Source organism: Mycobacterium persicum, from assembly GCF_002086675.1.
Classification (GTDB): domain Bacteria; phylum Actinomycetota; class Actinomycetes; order Mycobacteriales; family Mycobacteriaceae; genus Mycobacterium; species Mycobacterium persicum.
Genome location: NZ_MVIF01000094.1, coordinates 1 through 22,411 on the forward strand (window position 1 = coordinate 1; position 22,411 = coordinate 22,411).

At 68.4% G+C, this 22,411-nt stretch carries 10 protein-coding genes and 1 pseudogene; 7 read left to right on the forward strand and 4 right to left on the reverse strand.

Going from position 1 to position 22,411, the window contains the following annotated elements:
• Positions 1–57: 57 nt before the first annotated feature.
• The 3 genes from BST40_RS22315 to BST40_RS22325 all read right to left on the reverse strand — a co-directional run bounded on the left by BST40_RS22315 (position 58) and on the right by BST40_RS22325 (position 3,829).
• On the reverse strand, positions 58–1,410 hold the full coding sequence (locus tag BST40_RS22315) for a cytochrome P450 (protein WP_075545605.1): 1,353 nt from the start codon (positions 1,408–1,410) through the stop codon (positions 58–60).
• Positions 1,411–1,537: 127 nt separating this feature from the next.
• The gene (locus tag BST40_RS22320; protein WP_075545589.1) at positions 1,538–2,959 is read right to left on the reverse strand and encodes a wax ester/triacylglycerol synthase domain-containing protein; all 1,422 of its coding nucleotides are present in this window, start codon (positions 2,957–2,959) and stop codon (positions 1,538–1,540) included.
• A gap of 129 nt (positions 2,960–3,088) precedes the next feature.
• The gene (locus BST40_RS22325; RefSeq protein ID WP_176216212.1) at positions 3,089–3,829 is read right to left on the reverse strand and encodes a thioesterase II family protein; all 741 of its coding nucleotides are present in this window, start codon (positions 3,827–3,829) and stop codon (positions 3,089–3,091) included.
• Positions 3,830–4,734: 905 nt separating this feature from the next.
• Between BST40_RS22325 and BST40_RS22330 the strand changes: the two genes are divergently transcribed.
• From BST40_RS22330 to BST40_RS22360, 7 genes are all read left to right on the forward strand, one after another.
• A complete protein-coding gene (locus BST40_RS22330) occupies positions 4,735–6,066 on the forward strand; it encodes a beta-ketoacyl [acyl carrier protein] synthase domain-containing protein (protein ID WP_371686071.1) in 1,332 nt (443 codons plus the stop codon).
• Entirely contained in the window at positions 6,066–9,176 is a 3,111-nt protein-coding gene (gene mbtD / locus BST40_RS22335) for a mycobactin polyketide synthase MbtD (protein ID WP_083155627.1), read from the forward strand. Before BST40_RS22330 ends, mbtD begins: the two co-directional genes overlap by 1 nt.
• A complete protein-coding gene (locus BST40_RS22340; protein ID WP_083155628.1) occupies positions 9,169–15,669 on the forward strand; it encodes a non-ribosomal peptide synthetase in 6,501 nt (2,166 codons plus the stop codon). The genes mbtD and BST40_RS22340 overlap by 8 nt, the downstream gene beginning before the upstream one ends.
• The gene (locus BST40_RS22345; RefSeq protein ID WP_083155629.1) at positions 15,666–20,075 is read left to right on the forward strand and encodes a non-ribosomal peptide synthetase; all 4,410 of its coding nucleotides are present in this window, start codon (positions 15,666–15,668) and stop codon (positions 20,073–20,075) included. The genes BST40_RS22340 and BST40_RS22345 overlap by 4 nt, the downstream gene beginning before the upstream one ends.
• Positions 20,072–21,358 carry an NADPH-dependent L-lysine N(6)-monooxygenase MbtG gene (gene mbtG, locus BST40_RS22350; RefSeq protein ID WP_075545593.1) on the forward strand — a complete coding sequence of 429 codons (1,287 nt, stop codon included), beginning with the start codon at positions 20,072–20,074 and terminating at the stop codon, positions 21,356–21,358. Before BST40_RS22345 ends, mbtG begins: the two co-directional genes overlap by 4 nt.
• Positions 21,336–21,560 carry an MbtH family protein gene (locus BST40_RS22355; RefSeq protein ID WP_075545594.1) on the forward strand — a complete coding sequence of 75 codons (225 nt, stop codon included), beginning with the start codon at positions 21,336–21,338 and terminating at the stop codon, positions 21,558–21,560. Before mbtG ends, BST40_RS22355 begins: the two co-directional genes overlap by 23 nt.
• A gap of 70 nt (positions 21,561–21,630) precedes the next feature.
• Positions 21,631–22,260 carry a GNAT family N-acetyltransferase gene (locus tag BST40_RS22360; protein ID WP_075545595.1) on the forward strand — a complete coding sequence of 210 codons (630 nt, stop codon included), beginning with the start codon at positions 21,631–21,633 and terminating at the stop codon, positions 22,258–22,260.
• Positions 22,261–22,332: 72 nt separating this feature from the next.
• Here BST40_RS22360 and esxL read toward each other — a convergent pair.
• A pseudogene (gene esxL, locus BST40_RS22365) lies at positions 22,333–22,411 on the reverse strand (type VII secretion system ESX-5 protein EsxL); the annotation flags it as partial.

Genomic DNA, 22,411 nt, shown 5'->3' on the forward strand with positions numbered 1-22,411 from the left:
ACCCCATTGATCGACCCGTCGCCCACACCGGCCCGGGCGGGCCGCACGGGCGACCGTTCAGCGCCTGATGTGGTGCACGACCACCCGCCCGCCGTCTTTCGGCAGGAAGCCGAGTCCACCCGCCCGAATCTTCTCCGGCGGTGCCGTGGTGGTTTCGATGATCAAGTGGCGCAAGATGGTTCGCAGCACCACGTCCATTTCCATCTTGGCGAACGCAGCCCCCGCACACCGCCGGGTTCCGCCCCCGAAGGGAACCCAGGCAAACGGCGACGGTTTCCCCTCGATGTAGCGTTGGGGATCAAAGCGATCGGGATCGGGGAACGTGGCAGCATCGGCGTGGCACCGTGAAATGCTGACGACGATGGAATAGCCCTCGGGAATGACGTACTCCCCCAACTCGAACGACGGTGCCCGCACCCGACGACCGGAGAAGTCGATCACCGACCTGGTGCGCTGGACCTCGTAAATCGCCGCATGGCGCAACTCGTTGTCGTCGGTGTCGGCCTCCTCGACGAGCGCCGACAACACCTCGGGCTGGCGGGTCAGCCGCTCGAACACCCAGGCCAAGGTGGTTGCGGTGGTCTCGTGGCCGGCGACCAGAAGCGTGAGCAGATCATCGCGGACGTCCTCTCGCGACATGGGTGAACCGTCGTCGTATGCGCTGCGCAGCAGCAGCGAGAGAATGTCGCCACGGTCCTGCGACTCCGAGCCCGCTTGGGCGCCCGATTGCGACTTGTCGATGATTCTGTCGATGATCGTGTCGTACTTGCCCCGCCATTCCGTCAGCCGGCCCCACGGGGTGTAGCGACCATAGGTCCGGGTCGGCAGGGGCAGCGTCGACAATCGTGAACCCCACTTCGCCCACGGCACGATGACTTGGCGCAGCTCGTCGAAGTCGTCTCCTTCGGCGCCGAACACGGCGCGCAAGATCACGTTGAGGGTGATGCGCTTCATCGCCGGCAGCGTCGGGAAGGCGGTGCCGTCGGGCCAGTCGGCGATTTCGCGCAGCGTCTCCTGCTCGACGATCCGCTCGTAATTCCTCATGTTGCTGGCGCGGAAGGGATGCGCCAGCAACTTTCGGCGCCTGCGGTGCTCGTCGCCGTCGAGCCCGAATACCGAACCCGGGCCCAACAGCCTGCTCAAGTTCGGCTGAATGGCGCCGAGTTCGTCTGTCGTGCTGGTGAATACCTTTTTGGCCAGCCTGGGGTCGGCCACGACGACCAGGCGTCCGAACACCGGGACATCGAGCCGAAACGCACCGCCGTAGCGACGTGCGAGCTGCTCGGTAGCCCACCGCCGCGCCGCGAAGAACGCCATGCCCTGCAAGCCCTTCGGGATTATCCGCGGTGGCGCCGGCGGCAATTTGGCCGTCGTGATCGCCGGGCCGGCGGGCCCGACCGGTTCACTCATGTCGGCCATACGAGACGGGCGACCGCGCGGCGGGAGGCTCTGAGGTCATGAACGAGGGATACCCGGCGGAATACGTCTAAAACAGTTGACAGCTTTATGAGTTTGCTATGCCGACAGCGGATCCCGGTTACTCGATCACCCCGCTGAGGTCGAACTCGGCCAGGGTGCGTGCCGCCAGCTTTCGCAATTGGGCCTTCGAGCAAACCTCATCGGCCTGGTAGGCGACGACGGTGATGCACATCTTGCCGCTGATCCGCACGAACACCAGCGACAGTTCGCCGTGGCGCTCGAGATGCTCCCGCGTGACCCGTTGGATCACACCACCGCCGAACGCGTATTCGGCTTCGGTTCCGTCTGGGCAGGCCGCCACGGCGGCCAGATCGCCGAGACTCGAACACGCCACGGGCAGGTCGTCGTAGCCGAACGCGGCTTCGGCCAGCCGTTTGAGCGCCCGCTTCGGGACGTAGGGCACCAGCGGGGTAAGCGGAAGCATCGGCGAGGCCACTTCCGGGGCTTCGCGCAAGGTGTTGAACACCCGCTTGATGGCCGCGCGGGTCTGCGACAAGTCGGTTGTCACCCGGCTCGGGTCGACACTCACGCTCACAAACGACAGCGTATTGGCCCGGGCGTCGTCTTCGGCGCGGTCGCTGAGCGGCACCTGCAGGGTGACCGTGCCGTCACCGGCACGCCGGCGCCCCATCCGCTCGCCGAGCTTGGCCGCCAAGCCGGCGGCCAGATGGTGACTGGTCCCGCCTAGGGCGTTGGCGCGCTCATCCCACTGATCCAGATCGACGTGGATGGCGATAGCCGGCACCACGACACGTTCGTCGCCGTAGCCGCTCCCGGCGGCGACGGGCCGCGACGGTGTCGACGCGGGCGGCTGCTCTTGGCGGCGGCGACGGGCCGCTCTCGCCGCGCCGGCAAGGGCCCGGCCAACCTCGGGCGCGCCGCGCACGGTTTGGCGGGCGTCCTGGGCCAGCGCCCGCAGCCGGGTGCGGGAATGCGGCGGCGGATAGCCGAGGTTGCGCGTCTTGCCAATGGCCGCCTCGGCGACCGCGAGGCCTATCCCCAGCCCGTCGATCAAGCAGTGCGACGCCACCAGACTGACCGCGGTCGAGCCGTCCATCAGCGGAAGGACGCCTAGGTGCCAGGCGGGCCCCCGCTCCGGATCGATCGGTTTCTGGGCTCGCTCGTCGATCCAGTCGCTGAGTTCACCGCGCGGACGCGGATGCTCGGCCACGTCCATCTCCGCCGGACCCCGGTCGCGGACCCATCGATCGCGGGCGAACGGCAGTGGTGAACGCTCGATGCGCCGCCCCAGCAATCCATGGCCGAGGTTGTGGTGGAAGCGTTTGAGTGCCTCGACGTTGACGGGATGTTCGTATACCCACGCGCACTGGACGACCGCGGCCCGATCCATGGCGCGCAGTAGCGCAAACATGGCTTGGTCCATGGACGACAGCTGATTGTCCGGCGGCACTTCGCCGATGGGTGCATTACCTTTCCGCAGCGTCTGCAGCGCGCGCGCCGGCCGTATCTGGACTGGCACTAGTCAGCCTCCGATCGATTGCACGTTGCGTCGCCGGGCAAACACCCGTGTCAACGGGTCAATGCCGGCGCCGCGCGCCGGCCTGACTTCCTTGCCGGCGATGGCCACCGGGATCCGGCGAACCCGGCATCAGACATTGGTCACGACGCGGTTGGCGACGGTGTTGGTGTGCTCGTTGATATAGAAGTGCCCGCCGTCGAAAAACGACAACGTGAATTTGCCGTCGGTGTGGTTGGCCCACCGGTGCAGCGACCCGGCATCGACGCGGTTGTCATGGCGGCCGCCGATGACGTGGATATCGGCGCGAATGCGCACGCCGTTGCTGCAGTCGTACCGGTTGAGCGCCTCGTAGTCGCATCGCGCCGCATTGGTCAGCAGCGCGGCGAACTCCTCGTCGGCCAACAACCGCGGGTCGGTACCACCCATGTTGGCAAGATCGGCCAGCAGTTCGGTGTCACTGGTCGGCAGCTCGGGCAAATCGGCGACCGCGGACGGCACCGGGCCGGCCGACACCCACAGCTTGCGCACCGCGATGCCGCGCTGTTCGGCGATCCGCGCGAACTCGAAAGCGACCACCGCGCCCATGCTGTGCCCGAATAGCCGCAGCGGCGCGGCGCGGTGCCAGGGTCCCGCCTGGAACAGCCCGCGGGCCAGGTCGTGGATATCTCTGGGCGCCGGATGGTTCAGCCGCTCGGCCCGCTGCGGGTACTGAACGATGAACGTGTCGCCACCGGCGGCCAGGGCCGCTGCCAGTTTCCGATAGCTGGCGGCCGCCGCTCCGGCGTGCGGAAATACCACGATAGCGCCGCGGTGAGGTTGTCGTTCCGGCCCCGGCACGCGCTTGATCCAGGGCGCGAATGTGGTTGACATGTCAGTCCTTTCATCGATCGTCAGTGAGTCAGTGGTGCCGTGTGGGGGCATCGCTTCGTGGCGGCCGGCTCTTCTCGACCGGGTCCTCCTGGTTGTCGGTGCGCTCTGGTGTGTTTGCGGGCGTCGCGTTCGCCTCGCGACGGCGCCGTCACGCGCGGGGTCGAGCGCCGCGGCGGCCCGGGCTGGATTCGTCGCGGGCCATCGGCGTCATCGGCTTCGACGCCTTTGAAGGCAGCCAGTGCGACCAACAGCACCGCCCCGGACCCAGTCCGCGCCAGGTGCTGCCCGCCGAGCCCCTCGAACACATCCACTGCGATTCCCTGCGCAGACGCAGTCAAAACTATGACGGGGGTAACGAAATAGTGGGCTCTGATGATCGGCTGCGACAGACCATCTCAGCGTCGGCCCGGTGTCGGCTCGGGTGTCGGCGAAAGTCATGACCAGGATGCGCGCCGCGATGGTGCGCACGTCCGGCCGTCGCGGCGGTGAACGACCGTTCATCGGGTCGTCCAAATACTGCGCGGCGCCCTCTCAGCTGCGTGTTTACCCTCTGGCGGCGGCGGGTATGCAGGTCGCAACGGTCTGCGTATGTGCAGACTGCGCAGCGATTTTCGCTGATTTCGCCACGTCGGCCGCCTTGACGGCTCGCCGATGTTGCGTCGCCAGCCGATCTGCCGGCCGGCCAAAGCTGAACATGTGGAGTTGATCCTGGGGGGAGGTGGCGAAGGCAATGCGTCTTGGCGCCCCGGCGTTTGGCCGGTACCGGCGTGGGTATGGACGAGCCCATGGCTCGGCCGGACGGGGCCCAATTGGGTGCGGCGGCGCTAGACCCGCCGTGCACCGATCGCTGGCCGCGCGCGGAGACGGGGCACACTGGGATGTCTGAGGCTTCTGAGATGTCTGGGATGTCTGACCACCAGCCGGGCACCGTCGTCGACCCAGATCCGATCGTCATCGTCGGCATGGCGATCGAAGCACCCGGCGGTGTCGACACCGCGGAGGGCTATTGGGACTTCCTGTCGCAACGACGGGAGGGGTTGTGCCCGCTGCCCACCGACCGGGGCTGGCCAATTCGCGATCTGCTGACCGGGTCCTGCCGCGAGGGATTCAAGAGGATCCATAATTGCGGCGGTTTTTTGACCGGGGCGGCGACCTTCGACCCGGCGTTCTTCGGCATTTCGCTGCGCGAGGCCATCTCGATGGACCCGCAGCAGCGGGTCGCCCTGCGAGTCGCCTGGCGCGCCCTGGAAGGCAGCGGCATCAACCCCGACGACCTGGCCGGACACGACGTCGGCTGCTACGTCGGCGCCTATCTCACTGGTTACGGACCCGACATGGCGGAGTTCTCCGGCCACAGCGGACGCCTGCTCACCGGGACCGCATCCGGCGTGATCTCCGGCCGGATCTCCTACCTGTTGGGGCTGGCCGGCCCGGCGTTGACGATCGACTCCTCATGCTCGTCTGCGCTGGCAGCACTTCATGTTGCGGTGCAGGCATTGCGGGCCGGTGACTGCGACATGGCCCTGGCCGGCGGGGTCACCGTGATGGGCTCTCCGGGCTTCTTCGTCGAGTTCTCCAAGCAGCACGCCCTGTCCGACGATGGCCACTGCCGGCCCTACAGCGCCCAGGCCAGCGGCACCATCTGGGCCGAGGGTGCGGCAGTGTTTGTCCTGCAACGGAAGTCGGCCGCGCTGCGCAACGGCAGGCGAATCGTTGCCGAGGTCCGCGCCAGCGCGCTCAACCAGGACGGTCGCAGCGCGGGGCTCGCGGCCCCGTCGAGTGCGGCCCAGAGCCGCCTGTTTCTGCGGGCGATGGCCCAAGCAGGGCTCGGGCCCGAGCAGATCGGAATGATCGAGGGGCACGGGACCGGCACCAGGCTCGGTGATCGCACCGAATTGCAGGCGCTGACCGAAACCTACGGCAACACCGAACCGGGTCGCGGCGCCCTGTTGGGGTCGGTGAAGTCCAACTTCGGCCACGCGCAGGCCGCCGGCGGCGCGCTCGGGCTGGCCAAGGTGCTGGTCGCCGCCGAGCATGGCGCTGTTCCACCCACCCTGCACGCCGCCGAGGCGAGTCGGGAAATCGATTGGGACGGACAGGGTTTGCGACTAGCGCAGGAACTCACCCCGTGGCCGGCCGTGAACGGGCAACGGATCGGCGCCGTCTCCGCCTTCGGCATCAGCGGCACCAACGCCCATCTCATCGTCTCGATGGCCCCGACGGCACAGGCCGCATGATGACGACGCACCGATTTCCCGATAACCGCGTGCCGGTACTGCTCAGCGCACATGAAGAGGAGCTGATCGGTCAGGACGCCGCGGCCATCCTCGACTACCTCGAGCACCTCGGGAGGCAACCCGGAACCGGCGACGTGACCCCGGCGGTGGCGGCCACGCTGCTGCGCACCCGGCGGGTGCGCCGCCACCGCGCGGTCGTGCGGGCCGCTGACCGCACCGAACTCGAGGCCGGGCTGCGCGCACTGGCCGCTGGTGAACAGCATCCGCTGGTCGCCCGGTCCTCGGAGAACGCCAAGACCCGGACCGCGTTTGCGTTCCCGGGCCAGGGCAATCAATGGGCCTCGATGGGAGCCGAGGCGTACCAGCACCTTCCGGCGTACCGGGCGGAGGCGGACCGCTGCGCGCACGCGTTCGTCGCCGCGGGTTTGCCGTCGCCGCTGCCCTATCTAGTGGGCGAGCCGCCAGCCGGCTCGGCAGCCGACACGGACCACGGCTGGTCGCAGATCGACATCCAGGGAGCACAATTCACCCACGCCGCCAGTTTGGCGCAGGTGTGGCGATCCTGCGGAGTGCTGCCCGACCTCACGATTGGGCACAGCCTGGGAGAGGCGGCTGCCGCCTACGTGGCCGGCACCATCACGCTGGCGGACGCGGTCGCGGTCGTGGCCGCCCGAGCCCCGGTGGTCGGCCGGCTGTCGGGCCGCTACGGCATGGCGGTCCTCAGCATGGGCGCCGACCAGGCCACGCGATTGATCACCGAAACGCCTGGCTGGCTGGAACTTTCGGCAGTCAACGGGCCGTCGTCGAGTGTCGTTTCCGGGGACCGCGACGCGGTGGCCGCCATCGTGGGACGAGCCGAAGAGGACGGCATTTTCGCTCGCGAGCTGACCGTCGACTATCCGGGGCACACCAGCAAGCTGGAATCGCTGCGCGACACGTTGCGCGAACTGCTGCCCGCATCGGAGTTCTTGGACGCACCGGTGGAGTTCGTCAGCTCGGCTCGCGGCGACGTCGTCACGCCACACACCGACTTCACCGACTACTGGTACCAAAACCTGCGCAACACAGTCAGATTCGATCAGGCCGCGGCAACGGCTCGGCAACGCGGCGCGGGCACGTTCGTGGAAATGTCGGCGCATCCGTCGCTGCGTTACGCACTCGCCGAACTGGCCGAAGACGCCCTGATCGTGGTTTCCGGCCGCCGTGACGGACCCGTCGTGGACCACTTGTCCGCCAATATCGCCGCCGCCGCGCTGGCCAATCCCGGTTACCGTTGGCGCGACGTCGCGGGCGTCGGCGACCAGCCGCTGCTGCGGGGTTTCCCGACCGCGCCGATGCGAGCCATCCATCTGTGGGCCACCCCCGAGCCGTTGCCGCCGGCACCCGGGTCGGCTCTGGTGGTCGCCCATGAGCGGTGGGAGAAATTGCCGGCGAGCGACCAGAGTCAACATGACGCGGCTGATCGGCCGGCCACCGCCGTCGCGATCGTGACGCCCGACTCCGCCGACGATCCGGTGGCGCGGCGGCTGACAGAGGCGGTCGCGGCGCATCCCGCGTGCGACCTGACGGGAACCGACGAGGCGGAGATCGCGGTGATCATCGCACCGGCGCTGATGCAGCCGGACGCGATCGCCGCGGCCGGCCAACTCCGCGGTGGCGCCCAGCAACTCGACTATCACCGGGCGGTCGGGGCGCGCTGTCGACGGGTATGGCTGGTTACCATCTGCGGTGAACAGGTGGACGCCAGCGCACCGGCGGCTTTGCCGGCGCAGGCCGCGCTGGCCGCGATGCACCGCAGCGTCGGTTTCGAGTTCCCCGACCAGACATTCGCCCACCTCGACGTGCCGAGCCGGGATATCGACGAGGCGACCGCTCGCCGGTGCATCGATGTGCTGCTAGACGATCACATCGAAGTCGCGGTGCGCGCCCACTATTCCGGCACCGGGCTCGATTGCTTCACGCGGACGCTGCGCGAATCCGCCGAATCCGCGGCCGAAGGCGTCGCCACCGCGGCGCTGGACCATGTGGTGATCACCGGCGGCAACGGCACCATCGGCCTGCGGTACGCCAGGCACTGCGTCGAACACGGCGCTCGGCGGGTCACGCTGTTGAGCCGCAACGGCGTCGACCAGGCCGAGCTGGACCGGTTGACCGCGGGATACCCGGCGCAGGTGCTCGCCCCGGCTTGCGATATCACCGACCCCGACGCGCTGGCGGCGGTGGCCGGCGAGTACGCCGGCGACGGCGCGTCGCTGCTGATCCACGCCGCCGGCGCAGCCCGCTTCGCCCCCCATGACCAACTCGGCGACCACGAGTGGGCAGATGTGTTCTCCGCCAAGGTAACCGGGCTGGTCCGAATGACCGACGCATGGCCGCTGCGGCCGGATGCGCGGATCCTGCTGTGTTCCTCGGTATCCGGAGTGTGGGGCGGCTACGGGCACGCCGGCTATGCGGCATCCAACCGGATGCTCGACACCGTGGCCGCCCAGTTGCGCGGCAACGGACTGAACTGCATGTCGGTGCGGTGGGGCTTGTGGCAGGGCACCACGATCGCCGCCGCCGACGACGTCGCCCGCATCGAGCGGTCCGGCTTGATCGCCATGGACCCCGACACGGCGGTCACGACCAGTCTCGGGTGCCGTCAGGGCGACCCGCTGATTCTGGCCGCCGACTTCGACCGCCTTCGGGTGTTCTTCGAAAGCCAGGGCGCCGCAATGCCGTTCGCGACGGCAACCACCGAAGGCGACGACGACTCGGCGGCCGACGGCCAGCGTCCGGACCAGCGACCGATCAGTGAGCTGGTACGCGCCGAGATCGCAGCGGCATTCAGTCTCGATGGTCCAGCGGCGGTCGACCTGAACGTGGCGCTGGTCGACCTCGGCGCGGACTCGATGCTGGCGCTGGACCTGCGTGACCGGTTGCGCCGATGGACCGGCAAATCGGTGCCCGCGGCCCGACTTCTCGGCGGTATCACCGGCGCCGAGCTGATCGCGATTCTGCAGTCGGACCCCAGCGCGGACGGCCCAGCCGCGAGCCCGGAGCCAACGGCGGAGCCCGGGTCTACCGCGAATCCCGTAAGACGAGAAAGGTTGAGATCCTCGCGTGACTGACACCCACCAAGACTTGACGTCGTTGCGCCGTGGGCTGGCCGAGCCCGACTTGGCCTGGTCCGCGTCGCCTTCCCAGGACTCACCGCAGGACACTGGCCCCGCGCTGTCCGACGGCCAGCGCCGGCTGTGGTTTGTGCAGTCGATCGATCCGAGCAGCTCACTGCTCAACGTCTGCGCGTCCTACCGGCTGACGGGAACCGTCGACGTTGAGCGGTTGCACCGGGCGCTGGACGCCGTGGCGGTTCGGCACCCGGTGCTGCGCACCACGTATCGCGCCGACGACGACGGAGATCCGCGCCCGGTGGTACACACCGACCTACGGCCCGGCTGGGCGCAACACGACCTTTCCGGGCTGGCCGAGCAAGCCCGGCAGTTGCGGCTGGAAGTGCTGGCGCAACGGGAGTTTCGTTGTCCTTTCGAGCTGACCGCCGACTCCCCGCTGCGGGTCACCTCGGTCCGGCTGGGCGCCGATGAGCTGATGCTGTTGATCACCGCCCATCACATCGCCTGGGACGACGGATCGTGGGGCCCGTTCTTCACGGATTTGACCCGTGCCTATTCCGACCCCGGCGGCCTCGACGCCGCGGCGCCGCCGGTATCGGCCGCTGCCGCCGACACCCTCGACGAAGATCTCGCCTATTGGCGATCATTGATGTCGGATCTGCCCGAACCGCTGGAACTTCCGGGCGCCAACGGATCGGCGGTGCCCAGCACCTGGCGAGCGCAACGGGTGTCAGCGCACCTGTCCGCGGACACCCTCGACCGGGTCACGGCGCTGGCCGGCGAGTCCGGCGCCAGCCCATACATGGTGATGCTGGCCGCATTCGCCGCGCTGATCCACCGCTACACCCATGCCACGGATTTCCTGATCGCGGCACCGGTGACCGACCGCAGCAGCGGGGCCGAGAATGCTATCGGCTATTACGGCAACACCGTCGTGGTGCGCTCCCAACCGCAATCCCGGCAAACATTCCGCGACCTACTGGCGCACACCCGCGACATCACCACCGGGGCCTTCGCCCACCAGCATGTCAACCTCGACTGGCTGGTGCGCGAGTCCAACCCCGACCGCCGCCACGGCGCCGACCGGATGACCCGGGTGAGCTTCGGCCTCCGCGAATCCGACGGCGGCGGCTTCTGCCCGCCCGGCGTGCAGTGTCAGCGTGGCGACCTGCAAGGCCAGTTCAGCCAGTTGCCGTTGAGTTTCACGGTGGAATTGTCCGAATCCGGGGCGCTGGTGGAGGCCGAGTATCTCGTCGAGGTGCTCGACCCGCCGCTGGCCGCTCAGCTGCTCGAGCATTACGCCATCCTGCTCGACAGCGCGCTGGCCGACCCCGACACCGAGCTGAATCGGCTCTCGCTGTTCGGCGCGGCCGAGGCCGAGTGGTTACGCAAAGTCGCCACCGGCGAACACTTCTCGACGACAGCCACCACCATGCCGGCGTTGGTGGCCGAACGCGCCGCGTCCTCGCCCGACGCCGTCGCCGTCGTCTACGAGGGCCGTCGATACAGCTACCGCGAGCTCAACGAGGAAGCAAACCGGTTGGCGCACTGGCTGATCAACCAGGGTATCGGCACCGAGGACCGGGTCGCCGTGCTGCTGGACAAGTCCCCAGAGCTGGTCATCACCGCCTTGGGCGTCCTCAAAGCCGGTGCCGTGTACCTGCCGGTCGACCCGACCTATCCGCAGGACCGGCTGTCCTACATCCTCGACGACGCCGAGGCCAAACTCGTACTGCGCGAACCGGTTACCGACCTGGCCGGGTATCCGCCGGCCGACCCGGCGCCCGACGAACTGGTCCGGCCGCTGCGGCCCGACAACACCGCCTACCTGATCTACACCTCCGGATCGACCGGGCTGCCCAAGGGGGTGCCGGTGCCGCACGCCCCGGTCACCGAATACTTCGTCTGGTTCGGCGACGAGTACCAGGTCGACGAGACCGACCGGCTGCTGCAGGTGGCCTCACCCGGGTTCGACGTGTCCATCGCGGAGATCTTCGGGCTGCTAATCTGTGGCGGGCGGCTGGTGATTCCGCGGCCGGACGGATTGCGCGACATCGGTTATCTGACCGATCTGCTCTACCGCGAGGGCATCACCTCGATGCACTTCGTGCCGTCGCTGCTGGGCCTGTTCCTGTCGCTGCCCGGCGTCAACCAGTGGCGCACCCTGCGCCGGGTGCCGATTGGCGGCGAGCCGCTGCCGGGTGAGGTCGCCGACAAGTTCCACGCCACCTTCGACGCGCTGTTGTACAACTTTTACGGACCGACCGAGACCGTCATCAACGCCACCAGCTATCAGGTCGAAGGCACCCAGGGCACCCGGATCGTCCCGATCGGCCGGCCCAAGATCAACACCCAGGTGTACCTGCTCGACGATGCGCTGCAGCCCGTCCCGGTCGGGGTGATTGGCGAAATCTACATCGGCGGAACGCATATGGCGCACGGTTACCACCGCCGTCCGGCGCTGACCGCCGAACGCTTCGTCGCCGACCCATTCACCCCCGGCGGCCGGCTGTACCGGTCCGGGGACCTGGCGCGCCGAAACGCCGACGGCGACATCGAATTCGTCGGCCGAGCCGACGAGCAGGTGAAGATCCGCGGCTTCCGCATCGAACTCGGCGAGATCGCCGCGGCCATCTCGGTCGACCCCAGCGTCGGGCAGGCGGTCGTGATCGCCACCGATCTGCCGGGGCTGGGCAAGAGCCTGGTCGGCTACGTCACCGGTTCCGACGGCGGCACCGAAACCGTCGACGTGGACCGCATCCGGGCCCGGGTGGCCGCCGCGCTGCCGGACTACATGACCCCCGCCGCCTATGTCGTCCTCGACGAAATTCCGATCACGACGCACGGCAAGATCGACCGGGACGCGCTGCCGCAGCCCGAAATCGCTTCGGCCGCCAAATACCGCGAACCCACCACGGCGTCCGAGCGCACTGTCGCCGGCTTGTTCACCCAGTTGCTGGGCCACGACCGGGTCGGTGTGGACGACTCGTTCTTCGACCTCGGCGGGCACTCGCTGGTGGCCACCAAGCTGGTCGCCGCGATCCGTTCCGAATGCGGCGCCGAACTCGGCATCCGCGACGTCTTCGAGCTGGTGACGGTGGGGCGGCTGGCCGAACGGGTCGACCAGTTGCAGTCGGGTGCGGTCACTTTCAAGCGGCCCAAGCTGGTCAAGACCTCACACGAGGGTCCGCTGCCGCTGTCGGCCGCCCAGCTGCGAACCTGGTTCGCCTACCAGATTGAGGGACCCAGCGAGGTCAACAACATCCCCTTCGCCGCCCGGCTGAGCGGGCCCTGCGATGTCGACGCGCTGGTCGCCGCCGTCGGCGACGTGGTCCGGCGGCACGAGATCCTGCGCACCACCTACACCGAAATCGACGGTGTGCCATATCAAGTGGTCCAATCGGCTACTGAACTGCCGGTGCGGCAGGCCTCCGGGCAGGGTGAACAGTGGTTGCGGCAGCAGCTGGACAGCGAGCGCCACTACAGTTTCCAGCTGGACCGCGAATGGCCGATCCGCGCCGCGGTGCTGCACACCCGTGACGAGCACGTGGTGTCGCTGGTGGTGCACCACATCGCGATCGACCACTGGTCGGGTGGGGTGCTCTTCGCCGACCTGCTCACCGCCTACCGCGCTCGCCACGCCCGGCAACAGCCGTCCTGGGCGCCACTGCCGCTGCAATACGCCGATTACGCGGCCTGGCAGGGCGAGTTGTTGTCGGAGCCAGACGAACACTCCAGCCTCGCCCGGGCGCAACGCGACTACTGGGTGCGCCAGCTGGAGGGCATACCCGAGGACACCGGGCTGCGGCCCGACCTTCCGCGTCCGGCGGTGCCCAGCGGGGCCGGCGACTCCGTCGAGTTCAGCATCGGCGCGCAGACCCGCGGCAAGCTCGCCGAGCTGTGCCGGGGGCTGGGTGTCACCGAATTCATGCTGCTGCAATCGGCGGTCGCCGTGGTGCTGCACAAAGCCGGCGCCGGCGTCGACATTCCGCTGGGCACACCGATCGCGGCACGTACCGAGCCCGAACTCGACCAACTGATCGGCTTTTTCATCAACATCCTGGTGCTGCGCAACAACTTGGACGGCAACCCGTCGCTGCGCGAGGTACTGACCCGGGCCCGCGAAACGGCGCTGGCCGCCTACGCCCACCAAGACCTGCCATTCGATCGGGTCGTAGACGCCGTAAGCCCGGTGCGCACGCTGTCGCGAAATCCGCTGTTCCAGACCGTCGTGCACGTCCGCGATCACCTGCCCGGCGAACGGGTGATCGACACCAGCGCGGCCGGCGACACCGTATTTACCGCGCTGGAGCCGACATTCGACATCGCCCACGCCGACTTGAGCGTCAACTTCTTCGCCACTTCCGATGCTGACGGAGCCGCATACCAAGGCAACATCCTCTACCGCACCGAGTTGTATCACCGCAGTACGATCGAGCGGCTGGTCGGATGGCTGACGCAGGTCATCGACGCATTTGGCGGCGACGTCGATCGGCGGCTGCGCGACGTGCAATTGCTCGACGCCGAGCAGCGACAGCATATTCTCACCCAGTGGAGCCGCGGCCCCGAGCCGCCGGCCGAGTGTCCGCGCACCATCGCCGAGCTGCTCGAGCCCAGCCGCCGATGGGGCACCGATCGCATCGCGCTGCGCTGCGGCGACGAGCAGCTCGACTACCCTGCGCTGCATCGTCGTTCGGACAACTTCGCGCACCTGCTCGCCGAGCGGGGCGTGGGGCCCGGATCGCTGGTGGGCCTGTCGACACGACGCGGCATCGACATGGTTGTCGCGCTGGTCGGCATCATGAAAGCCGGCGCCGGCTTCTTCCCGCTGGATCCCGGTTATCCGCTGGCACGCAAACAGCTGATGCTCGACGACGTGGCACCACAGGTGGTGGTCGCGACGTCCGAGGCGCTGGACACCATGCCGGAATCGCCTGAAGTGACGTTTATTTCGCTCGACGACCCGGCGGTGCGGGAGGCTCTGGACTGCGAGCCGTCGGCAGCTCCGTTACCCGCCGCGCATCCCGACGACCCGATGTATCTGGTGTTCACCTCGGGGTCGACGGGCACGCCCAAGGGTGTCTTGGGCACCCACCGGGCGATGACCACCCGGCTGAACTGGCAGCTGTGGAATTACCCGGTGCCCGACCGGGATATCCGGCTGGCGCAGGCGTCGTGGACCTTCCTCGAGGGCTGCATGGAAACCTTGGGCGGTCTGGCCGCTGGGGCCACAACGATCCTGGCCGACGACGCCGAGCACCGCGATCCCGAGGCGCTGGCGTCGCTGATCCAGCGCCATTCGGTGGCCCAGGTCACCGCGGTGCCCAGCCTGGTCTCGACCATCGTCGACGCGTGGCCCGAAGCATTGGGCTCGCTGTACCGGCTGGTGTGTGGCGCCGAGCCGCTGACCGCGTCACTGCAGGAGCGGCTGCTGGCCCACTACGGCTCCGACGGTTCGGCTTCGGGCCCGCAGCTGCTGAACAACTTCGGCGCCACCGAAACGTCCGGCGCGCTGGTCCGCGGACCGATGACCCCGCCGGTGCCGCTGCTGGGCACCCCGATGCCCGACGCGCAGGTGTATCTTCTCGACGACGGCCTGAACCCGGTGCCGCCCGGCGTGGTCGGCGAATTGTATTACGCCGGCGGGCAATTGGTGCGCGGGTACTGGAAACGGCCCGGCCTGACGGCAGCGCGGTTCGTGGCCAACCCGTACGCCACCGGGCCCGGTGCGCGGTTCTACCGCAGCGGTGACCGGGCCCGCTGGACCGCTGACGGTCGACTCGAGTTCGTCGGCCGCACCGACCATCAGGTCAAGGTGCGCGGTTTCCGCGTCGAACTCGGCGAGGTGGAAGCCGCCTTGAAGGCCGCCGACGGGGTGGCCGTGGCGGCGGCGCGCACCTGGGACGTCGACGGCAGCACCACCTTGGCCGGCTATGTGGTGCCGCATCGCCCCACCGCCGGCGAGGAGGCGAAATCCGCGTTCGCATCGGCGGTTCGGGCCGAAGTCGCCGCGGTGCTGCCGGGCTACATGATGCCGTCGTCGATCACCGTGCTCGACGAGATGCCCAAGACCGAGTCGGGCAAGCTGAACCGTCCCGGCCTGCCGCGGCCGTCGGTGAGCACCACCGGACACCGCGAGCCGCCGAGCACCGACACCGAGCGGGCGCTGGCCGAGGTCTTCGTCGACCTGCTGCCGATCACCGAAATCGGGCGCTTCGACGACTTTTTCACCCTCGGCGGAGACAGCATCCTGTCGGTGCAGCTGGCGGCGCGGGCGCGGGCGGCCGGTCTGCCGGTCAGTCCTCGGATGGTGTTCGAGAACCCGACCGTGCAGCAGTTGGCGGCAGCGGTGGAATCGCATGCGGCATCCGGTGGCGCCGTTGACGGCGACGGCGCTGCCGCCGCCGATACCCACCACGAGCCGATGAGCACATCCGGATTGTCCGCCGAACAGCTGGCGGCGGTCACGCAATCGTGGAGTAACCAATGACCGCCACCGAAACCGGTGCGCCCTCAGGCATCGAGGATGTGATGGCGCTGAGCCCTTTGCAGGAAGGGCTGTATTCGCTGACCGTGCTTTCCGGGCTGGCCGACACCGGCGACGGGTCTGCGGTCGACGACCCGTACCTGGTCGGGATCGCCGCCGATATCGCCGGTCCGCTCGATGTCGAGCTGCTCCAGGACTGTGCGGCGAAAATGCTGATGCGCCACCCCAACCTGCGAGCCAGCTTCGTCAGCCGCGATATTCCCCGGCCCGTGCAGATCGTGCCGTCGCGGGTCGAGCTGCCCTGGCGCCAGGTTGCCGCCGAGCCCGCGGATATCGAAAAACTTGCGGCCGCGGAACGGTCTCGGCCGTTCGACTTCGAAAAGACACCGGCGATCCGGTTCCTGCTGATCGAATTGCCTTATGCCCGTTGGCATTTGGTGATCACCGCGCATCACATCGTGATCGACGGGTGGTCGCTGCCGGTGTTCGCAGCGGAGATGATCGCGCTGTACGGGGCGGGCGGTGACCTGGAAGCGCTGCCGGTCAAGCCGCGGCCGTACCGCGATTACATCGGATGGCTGGCCGGGCGGGACCGCTCGGCCAGCGAGCGGGTATGGCGCGAGCACCTTGCCGGGTTACCCGGCCCCACACTGCTGGCGGCGTCGATGGCCACCGAAGCGCCCCGGACCGGATTGCCCCGGCGCACCGAGTTGCGCACCGACCGGCAGACCACCGCGCGGTTGAACGACGGTGCCCGCTCCCGCGGAATCACCGTGAACACCCTGATGCAGATGGCCTGGGCGCTGGTGTTGTCACGGCTGACCGACCGCGACGACGTGGTGTTCGGCGTCACGGTCTCGGGCCGGCCCGCCGAACTGTCCGGCGTCGAAACCATGATCGGGTTGTTCATCAACACCGTGCCGCTGCGGGTGCGGCTCGACGCCAACGCCGAAGTCGGCGCGCAATGCGTTGCGCTGCAACGGAATGCGGCGACGCTGCGGGACCACAGCTATCTCAGCCATGCGCAACTGCGGGCGATCGGCGGCGTCGGCGAGATGTTCGACACGCTGCTGGTCTATGAGAACTTCCCCACCTCGGGACTGGCCGACGGTGGTGAGTTGACCGCGGGCGGCGTGACATTCCGGCCGGCCGGGCTGGAGAGCGTGACGCATTTCCCGGTCGCGCTGGCCGCCCACCTGGACGACGGGCAGCTGGTCATGTTCGTCGAGGTGCTGCACGGCGCGCTGGGCGATACCACCGGTGAGACGCTCGGCCGGCGGGTGCTGGCCGCCGCCGAGCGGCTGCTGTCGAGCTGGGAGCACCCGCTGCGCGAGGTCAGCGTGCTGTTCGACGAAGAGAGCCGGCCGCTGCGCGCCGCCGGCACAGCGCCGGTCCGCCCGGCAGCAGGCTTTCACACCCGCTTCGCCGCGGTTGCGCGGGCCGGTCCCGACCAGGAGGCGCTGATCTGGGCTTGCGGGTCCATGTCCTACGGCGAGCTGGACGCGACGGCCAACCGGCTCGCCGCGGTACTGATCGGTCGCGGGGTCGAGCCGGAATCGCCCGTGGCGGTGCGCCTTTCCCGCGGCCCGCAGTATGTCGTCGCGCTGCTCGCGGTGCTCAAATCCGGTGCGGTGTGCGTGCCGCTGGAACCGGGGACGCCGCCGGAGCGGGTGGAATCGATCCTGCGCCAAACCGGTGCCACCATCGTCATTGACGAGGACATGGTGACAGCCTCCGCAGCGTCCGGCCAGGCCGACGATTTCCGTCCCGTCGACGTCGACCCCCGCCAAGCCGGCTACCTGGTCTTCACCTCCGGGACCACCGGAGAACCCAAGGGCGTCATCGGAACCCACGCCGCGCTGGGCGCCTATGCCGACGACCACATCGACACCGTGCTGCGGCCCGCCGCCGCCCGGCTGCGGCGACGGCTGCGGATCGCGCACGCCTGGTCGTTCGCGTTCGACGCCGCCTGGCAGCCGCTGGTCGCCCTGCTCGACGGCCACAGCGTGCACGTCGTCGACGAACGCACCCAGCGCGACGCCGAGTCGCTGGTGCAGGCGATCGCCGAGCACCGCATCGACATGATCGACACCACCCCGTCGATGTTCGCCCAGCTGCGAGCCTTCGGTTTGCTCACCAGCGTGCCGTTGACGGTGCTCGCGCTGGGCGGCGAAGCCGTCGCCCCGCCGACCTGGAAGATGATCCGCGACGCATGCGCGCGCAGCGGGATGGCGGCCTACAACTGCTACGGCCCCACCGAAACCACCGTCGAGGCAGTGGTCGCCGACATCACCGAGCACGCCGCGCCGTCGATCGGGCGCCCGACCCGGCAGAGCCGCGCCTACGTGCTGGACTCCGCGCTGCGCCAGGTGCCCCGCGGTGCGGCCGGTGAATTGTATGTGGCAGGAGCACAATTGGCGCGCGGCTATCTCGGACGCCCCGGTGAGACGTCACATCGATTCATCGCCGACCCCTTCGGGTCCGGGGAGCGGATGTATCGCACCGGCGACGTGGTGCGCCGCCAGCCCGACGACTCGCTGGCCTATCTGGGCCGCGCCGACGAGCAGGTGAAGATCCGCGGCTATCGGGTGGAACCCGGCGAGATCGCCGCGGCGCTGCAGGCGCACCCGGGGGTACGTCACGCCCATGTCGTGGTCCGCGAACACCAGGGGGGCGCTCGGTTGACGGCCTGCGCCGCGACCGCGAACGGCTCGGAGCCCACCGAAGCCGAGTTGCGGACCATGCTCGGTGAGCGGCTGCCGCGCTACATGGTGCCGCAGCGCATCGTCGTCGTCGACAAGATCCCGCTGACCGCCAACGGCAAGCTGGACGAGGCCGCGCTGCCCGACGTCGATGCCGGTCCCGTCGGGTCGGCACCCGAAACCGCCACGGAATCCGCACTGGCCGGGTTGCTTTCGGAGATGTTGCAGATCTCCGAGGTCGACGTGACCGCAGATTTCCTGAAATTGGGACTGGACAGCATCGTGGCGCTTTCGGTGGTCCAGGCGGCGCGCCGCCGCGGCATTCCGCTACGCGCCCGGCTCATCCTGGAGTGCAACAACATTCGCGAACTCGCCGCCGCGATCGACGCCGAAGCCACCGGCGCGGCCCGCGACACCGAGCACAGCAACGAACCGATCCCGTTGCTGCCCAACGCGATGTGGGTCTATGAATACGGCGAGCCGCGGCGGATGGGACAGGTCGAAGCCATCCGGCTGCCCGAGGAGATCACCGCCGAACAACTGCGGGCGGCGCTGACCGCCATCGTCGACAGCCACGAAGTGCTGCACACCCGCCTGGACCGCACCAACATGACCCTGGTGCCCACCCCGGTCGGTGACTTCTTCGACGAGGCAGCGGTGTCCGGCGATCTGCAGGCGGCGGTCACCGGACACGCCGAGACGGCTCTGGAAAGCCTTGATCCCGAACGTGGTTCGCTGCTGGCCGCCAGGTGGCTGCGGCCGCCGACCGGTCCGGGGGTGCTGCTTCTGGCCGCGCATGTGCTGGCGATGGACCCGGCGTCGTGGCGGGTGGTGGTCGGTGAACTCGACGCCGCGTTGCATGCGCTGGCCGGCGGCCACTCACCCGCGCCCGTTCCCGAGCACACCAGCTACCGGCGGTGGGCCCAAGCGCTCCTGCGGCGCGCCGAAACTCTTGACACCATGCCGTTTTGGCTTTCCCAGCTCCAGGGTGAGGACCCGGATCTGGGCGCCCGACGGGTACAGGCCGACCGTGATCGGGCCGCCGGCCTGCTGATCCGCGCCGCAGTGACCGACACCGACATCACCGGTCGACTGCTGGATTCGGGTGTGCCGATGTTCGACCTGCTGGTCGCGGCGGCGGCGCGGACGGTGACCCGGTGGCGGCAACGGCGGGGTCAGCCGACGCCGGCGCCACTGCTGGCCCTGGAAACCCACGGCCGCGCCGACGCTCTGGTCGACGACACCGACGGCATGATCGATACCACCGACACCGTGGGCCTGCTCAGCGCGATCTATCCGCTGCGAGTGTATTCCACCGACCCGCATCGCGTGACCGAGCAATTGGCGGCTGTCCCCGGCGCCGGAATCGATTACGGTCTGCTGCGCTACCTGCGCGCCGATACCGCGGCTGCGCTCAACTGTGTTCCGGGGCCGCAGCTACTGCTGAACTACCTGGGCCGCACCGACGTCGGTGACGCCGGCGCCAGCGTGCGCCTGGACCGCGAGCTGCTGGGCGGACTGCCGCCGCTGCCCGAACCGAACGTGGCGCTGCGTCACGAACTGGTCATCATGGCCACCGTGCTGGGCTCCGGCGACCAGCAAATCTTGTTGACCCAGTGGCGTGCCCTGCCCGATATCCTCAGCGAGTCGGATCTGGCTGCGCTGCAGGATCTTTGGAATGAATCTCTCAAGGAGACCGTGACATGACTACGCTAGCTGTCGTCGGCGCCGGGGCCAAGGCGGTGGCCGTCGCCGCCAAGGCGTCGGTGTTGCGCGCCATGGGTGTCGACACACCTGACGTTGTCGCCGTCGAACGCACCAGGGTGGCCGCCAACTGGCAGGCCGGCGGCGGCTGGACCGACGGGGCCCAAAGCTTGGGCACCAGCCCGGAAAAAGACGTCGGCTTCCCGTACCGCTCGTCGCTGGTGCCGCGCCGCAACGCCGAGCTCGACGAGCGGATGACGCGCTACAGCTGGCAGGCGTATCTCATCGCCACCGGTCAATTCGCCCAATGGATCGATCGTGGCCGCCCGGCGCCGATCCACGGCCGATGGGGCCAGTATCTGCGCTGGGTCGCCGAGCGAATCGACATGGCGGTGGTCTACGGCGAGGTCGAACGAATCGCCCTCGACGGCCGGCGCTGGGCGCTGCGCACCGCCGAGCGCACCGTGCACGCCGACGGGTTGATGATCACCGGGCCCGGCCAAGCCGAACGGACGCTGCTGCCGGGCAATCCGCGGGTGCTCTCCATCGCGCAGTTCTGGCATCGCGCCGCCCAGCACGACCGGATCAGCGCCGAGCGAGTCGCGATGATCGGCGGCGGCGAGACGGCCGCGGCCATGCTCCATGAGCTGTTCCGGCACCCGATTTCGACGATCACCGTCATCTCACCGCAGGTCACGCTGTTCACCCGGGGCGAAGGCTTCTTCGAGAACTCGCTGTTCTCCGACCCGTCCGACTGGTCTGCCCTGACTCTGCCGGAACGACGTGATGCGATCGCACGCACCGACCGTGGCGTGTTCTCGTCGAGCGTGCAGGATGCGCTGATGGCCGACGACCGGATCCGGCACCTGCGCGGCCGGGTTGCGCACGCGGTCGATCGCGACCAACAGATCCGGCTCACCCTGAGCACCGACCGGGGTACCGAAAACTTCGAAACCGTCCACGGTTTCGACCTGGTCATCGACGGCTCTGGGGTTGACGCGCTGTGGTTTACCACGCTGCTGAACCAGGATGCGCTCGACCTGCTCGAGCTCGGGCTCGGCGGGCCGCTGAGTAGCGAGCGTTTGCAGGAGTCGATCGGCTACGACCTCGCCGTCAATAGCGTCACGCCGAAGCTGTTTCTGCCCGGACTGGCCGGCCTGAACCAGGGGCCCGGATTTCCCAACCTCAGCTGCCTGGGCCTGCTTTCCGACCGGGTGCTGGGCGCCGAGCTACCCCAAACCGACCCTTCTAGTAGGAGAACTGATGAGCACCAATCCCTTCGATGACGAGACCGGCACCTTCGTCGTGCTGGTCAACGACGAGGAGCAGCACAGCCTGTGGCCCACGTTCGCCGAGATCCCGGCCGGCTGGCGCAAGGTGTACGGCGAAGCCAGCCGGGCAGATTGCCTGCAATACGTCGAGGAACACTGGACCGACATGCGGCCCAAAAGCCTGCGTGAGGCCGTGAATTCGAGGCGGTCTGGTTAGCCAGGCCCGCCGGCGCCGCGACTACGATTCCCCGATCGCGACAGCTACGACAACCGAAACCCGAGACGACATGAGTGAAGCCGACGTGATCCTGCCGCGGGAACTGACGGACCTACCCGACGAGGTCCGCAACATACCGCCGCCACCTGCCCAACCCGAAGTGCCCGAACCATACGCATTCCGGCTGGCCGATCCCGATACCGACGCCGGCATGATCGCCGAATGGATGCGCCGGCCCCACCTGGCCGAAGCATGGGAGTACGTGTGGCCGGTGTCGCGGTGGCAGCGCTACCTGCGCGCCCAGCTCGACGGCAGCTATTCGCGACCGATGATCGGCAGCATTGACGGACAAGACCACGCCTACGTCGAACTCTATTGGGCTGCCAAGGATTCCATCGCTACCCGGTACGAGTGGGCGCCCTATGACCTCGGCATACACGCCGGCATGGCCGACCCGGAGATTACCAACAAGGGAATTGCCCAATTCGTGTTGCCGCATTTGGTGGCCAGTGTGCTCAACACCGAACCGCGTTGTCGGCGAGTCATGTTCGATCCGGACTACCGAAACAAGATGGCGCGCAGGTTCTGTGAGAGCGCGGGATGTGTATTTCTCGGCGAACACGACATGGCCAATCGCCGGATGGCGCTCTATGCGTTGCCCCGAACGCCCGACGACGTTCCCCGGGCTATAGAGACGTGATTGCCGATACGTGAGTTCCAAAACGTCGTCAGGCTGGCACTGCCCGTTGTGGGGCCGGTGCGGTACGGGGACTCAGGCCCAGCTGGAGCCGACGGCGCTGTCGGTCTGCGCCATGTTGCTGCCGGCGGCCTGGACCTTCTGACCGTGGGCG

What these genes read in the sequence shown, in the direction of transcription:
- BST40_RS22345 (WP_083155629.1), top strand. Translation starts at nt 15,666, where the DNA reads ATGACCGCCACCGAAACCGGTGCGCCCTCAGGCATCGAGGATGTGATG.
- mbtD (WP_083155627.1), top strand. Translation starts at nt 6,066, where the DNA reads ATGACGACGCACCGATTTCCCGATAACCGCGTGCCGGTACTGCTCAGC.
- BST40_RS22360 (WP_075545595.1), top strand. Translation starts at nt 21,631, where the DNA reads ATGAGTGAAGCCGACGTGATCCTGCCGCGGGAACTGACGGACCTACCC.
- BST40_RS22325 (WP_176216212.1), bottom strand. Translation starts at nt 3,829, where the DNA reads ATGTCAACCACATTCGCGCCCTGGATCAAGCGCGTGCCGGGGCCGGAA.
- BST40_RS22315 (WP_075545605.1), bottom strand. Translation starts at nt 1,410, where the DNA reads ATGAGTGAACCGGTCGGGCCCGCCGGCCCGGCGATCACGACGGCCAAA.
- BST40_RS22355 (WP_075545594.1), top strand. Translation starts at nt 21,336, where the DNA reads ATGAGCACCAATCCCTTCGATGACGAGACCGGCACCTTCGTCGTGCTG.
- mbtG (WP_075545593.1), top strand. Translation starts at nt 20,072, where the DNA reads ATGACTACGCTAGCTGTCGTCGGCGCCGGGGCCAAGGCGGTGGCCGTC.
- BST40_RS22330 (WP_371686071.1), top strand. Translation starts at nt 4,735, where the DNA reads ATGTCTGACCACCAGCCGGGCACCGTCGTCGACCCAGATCCGATCGTC.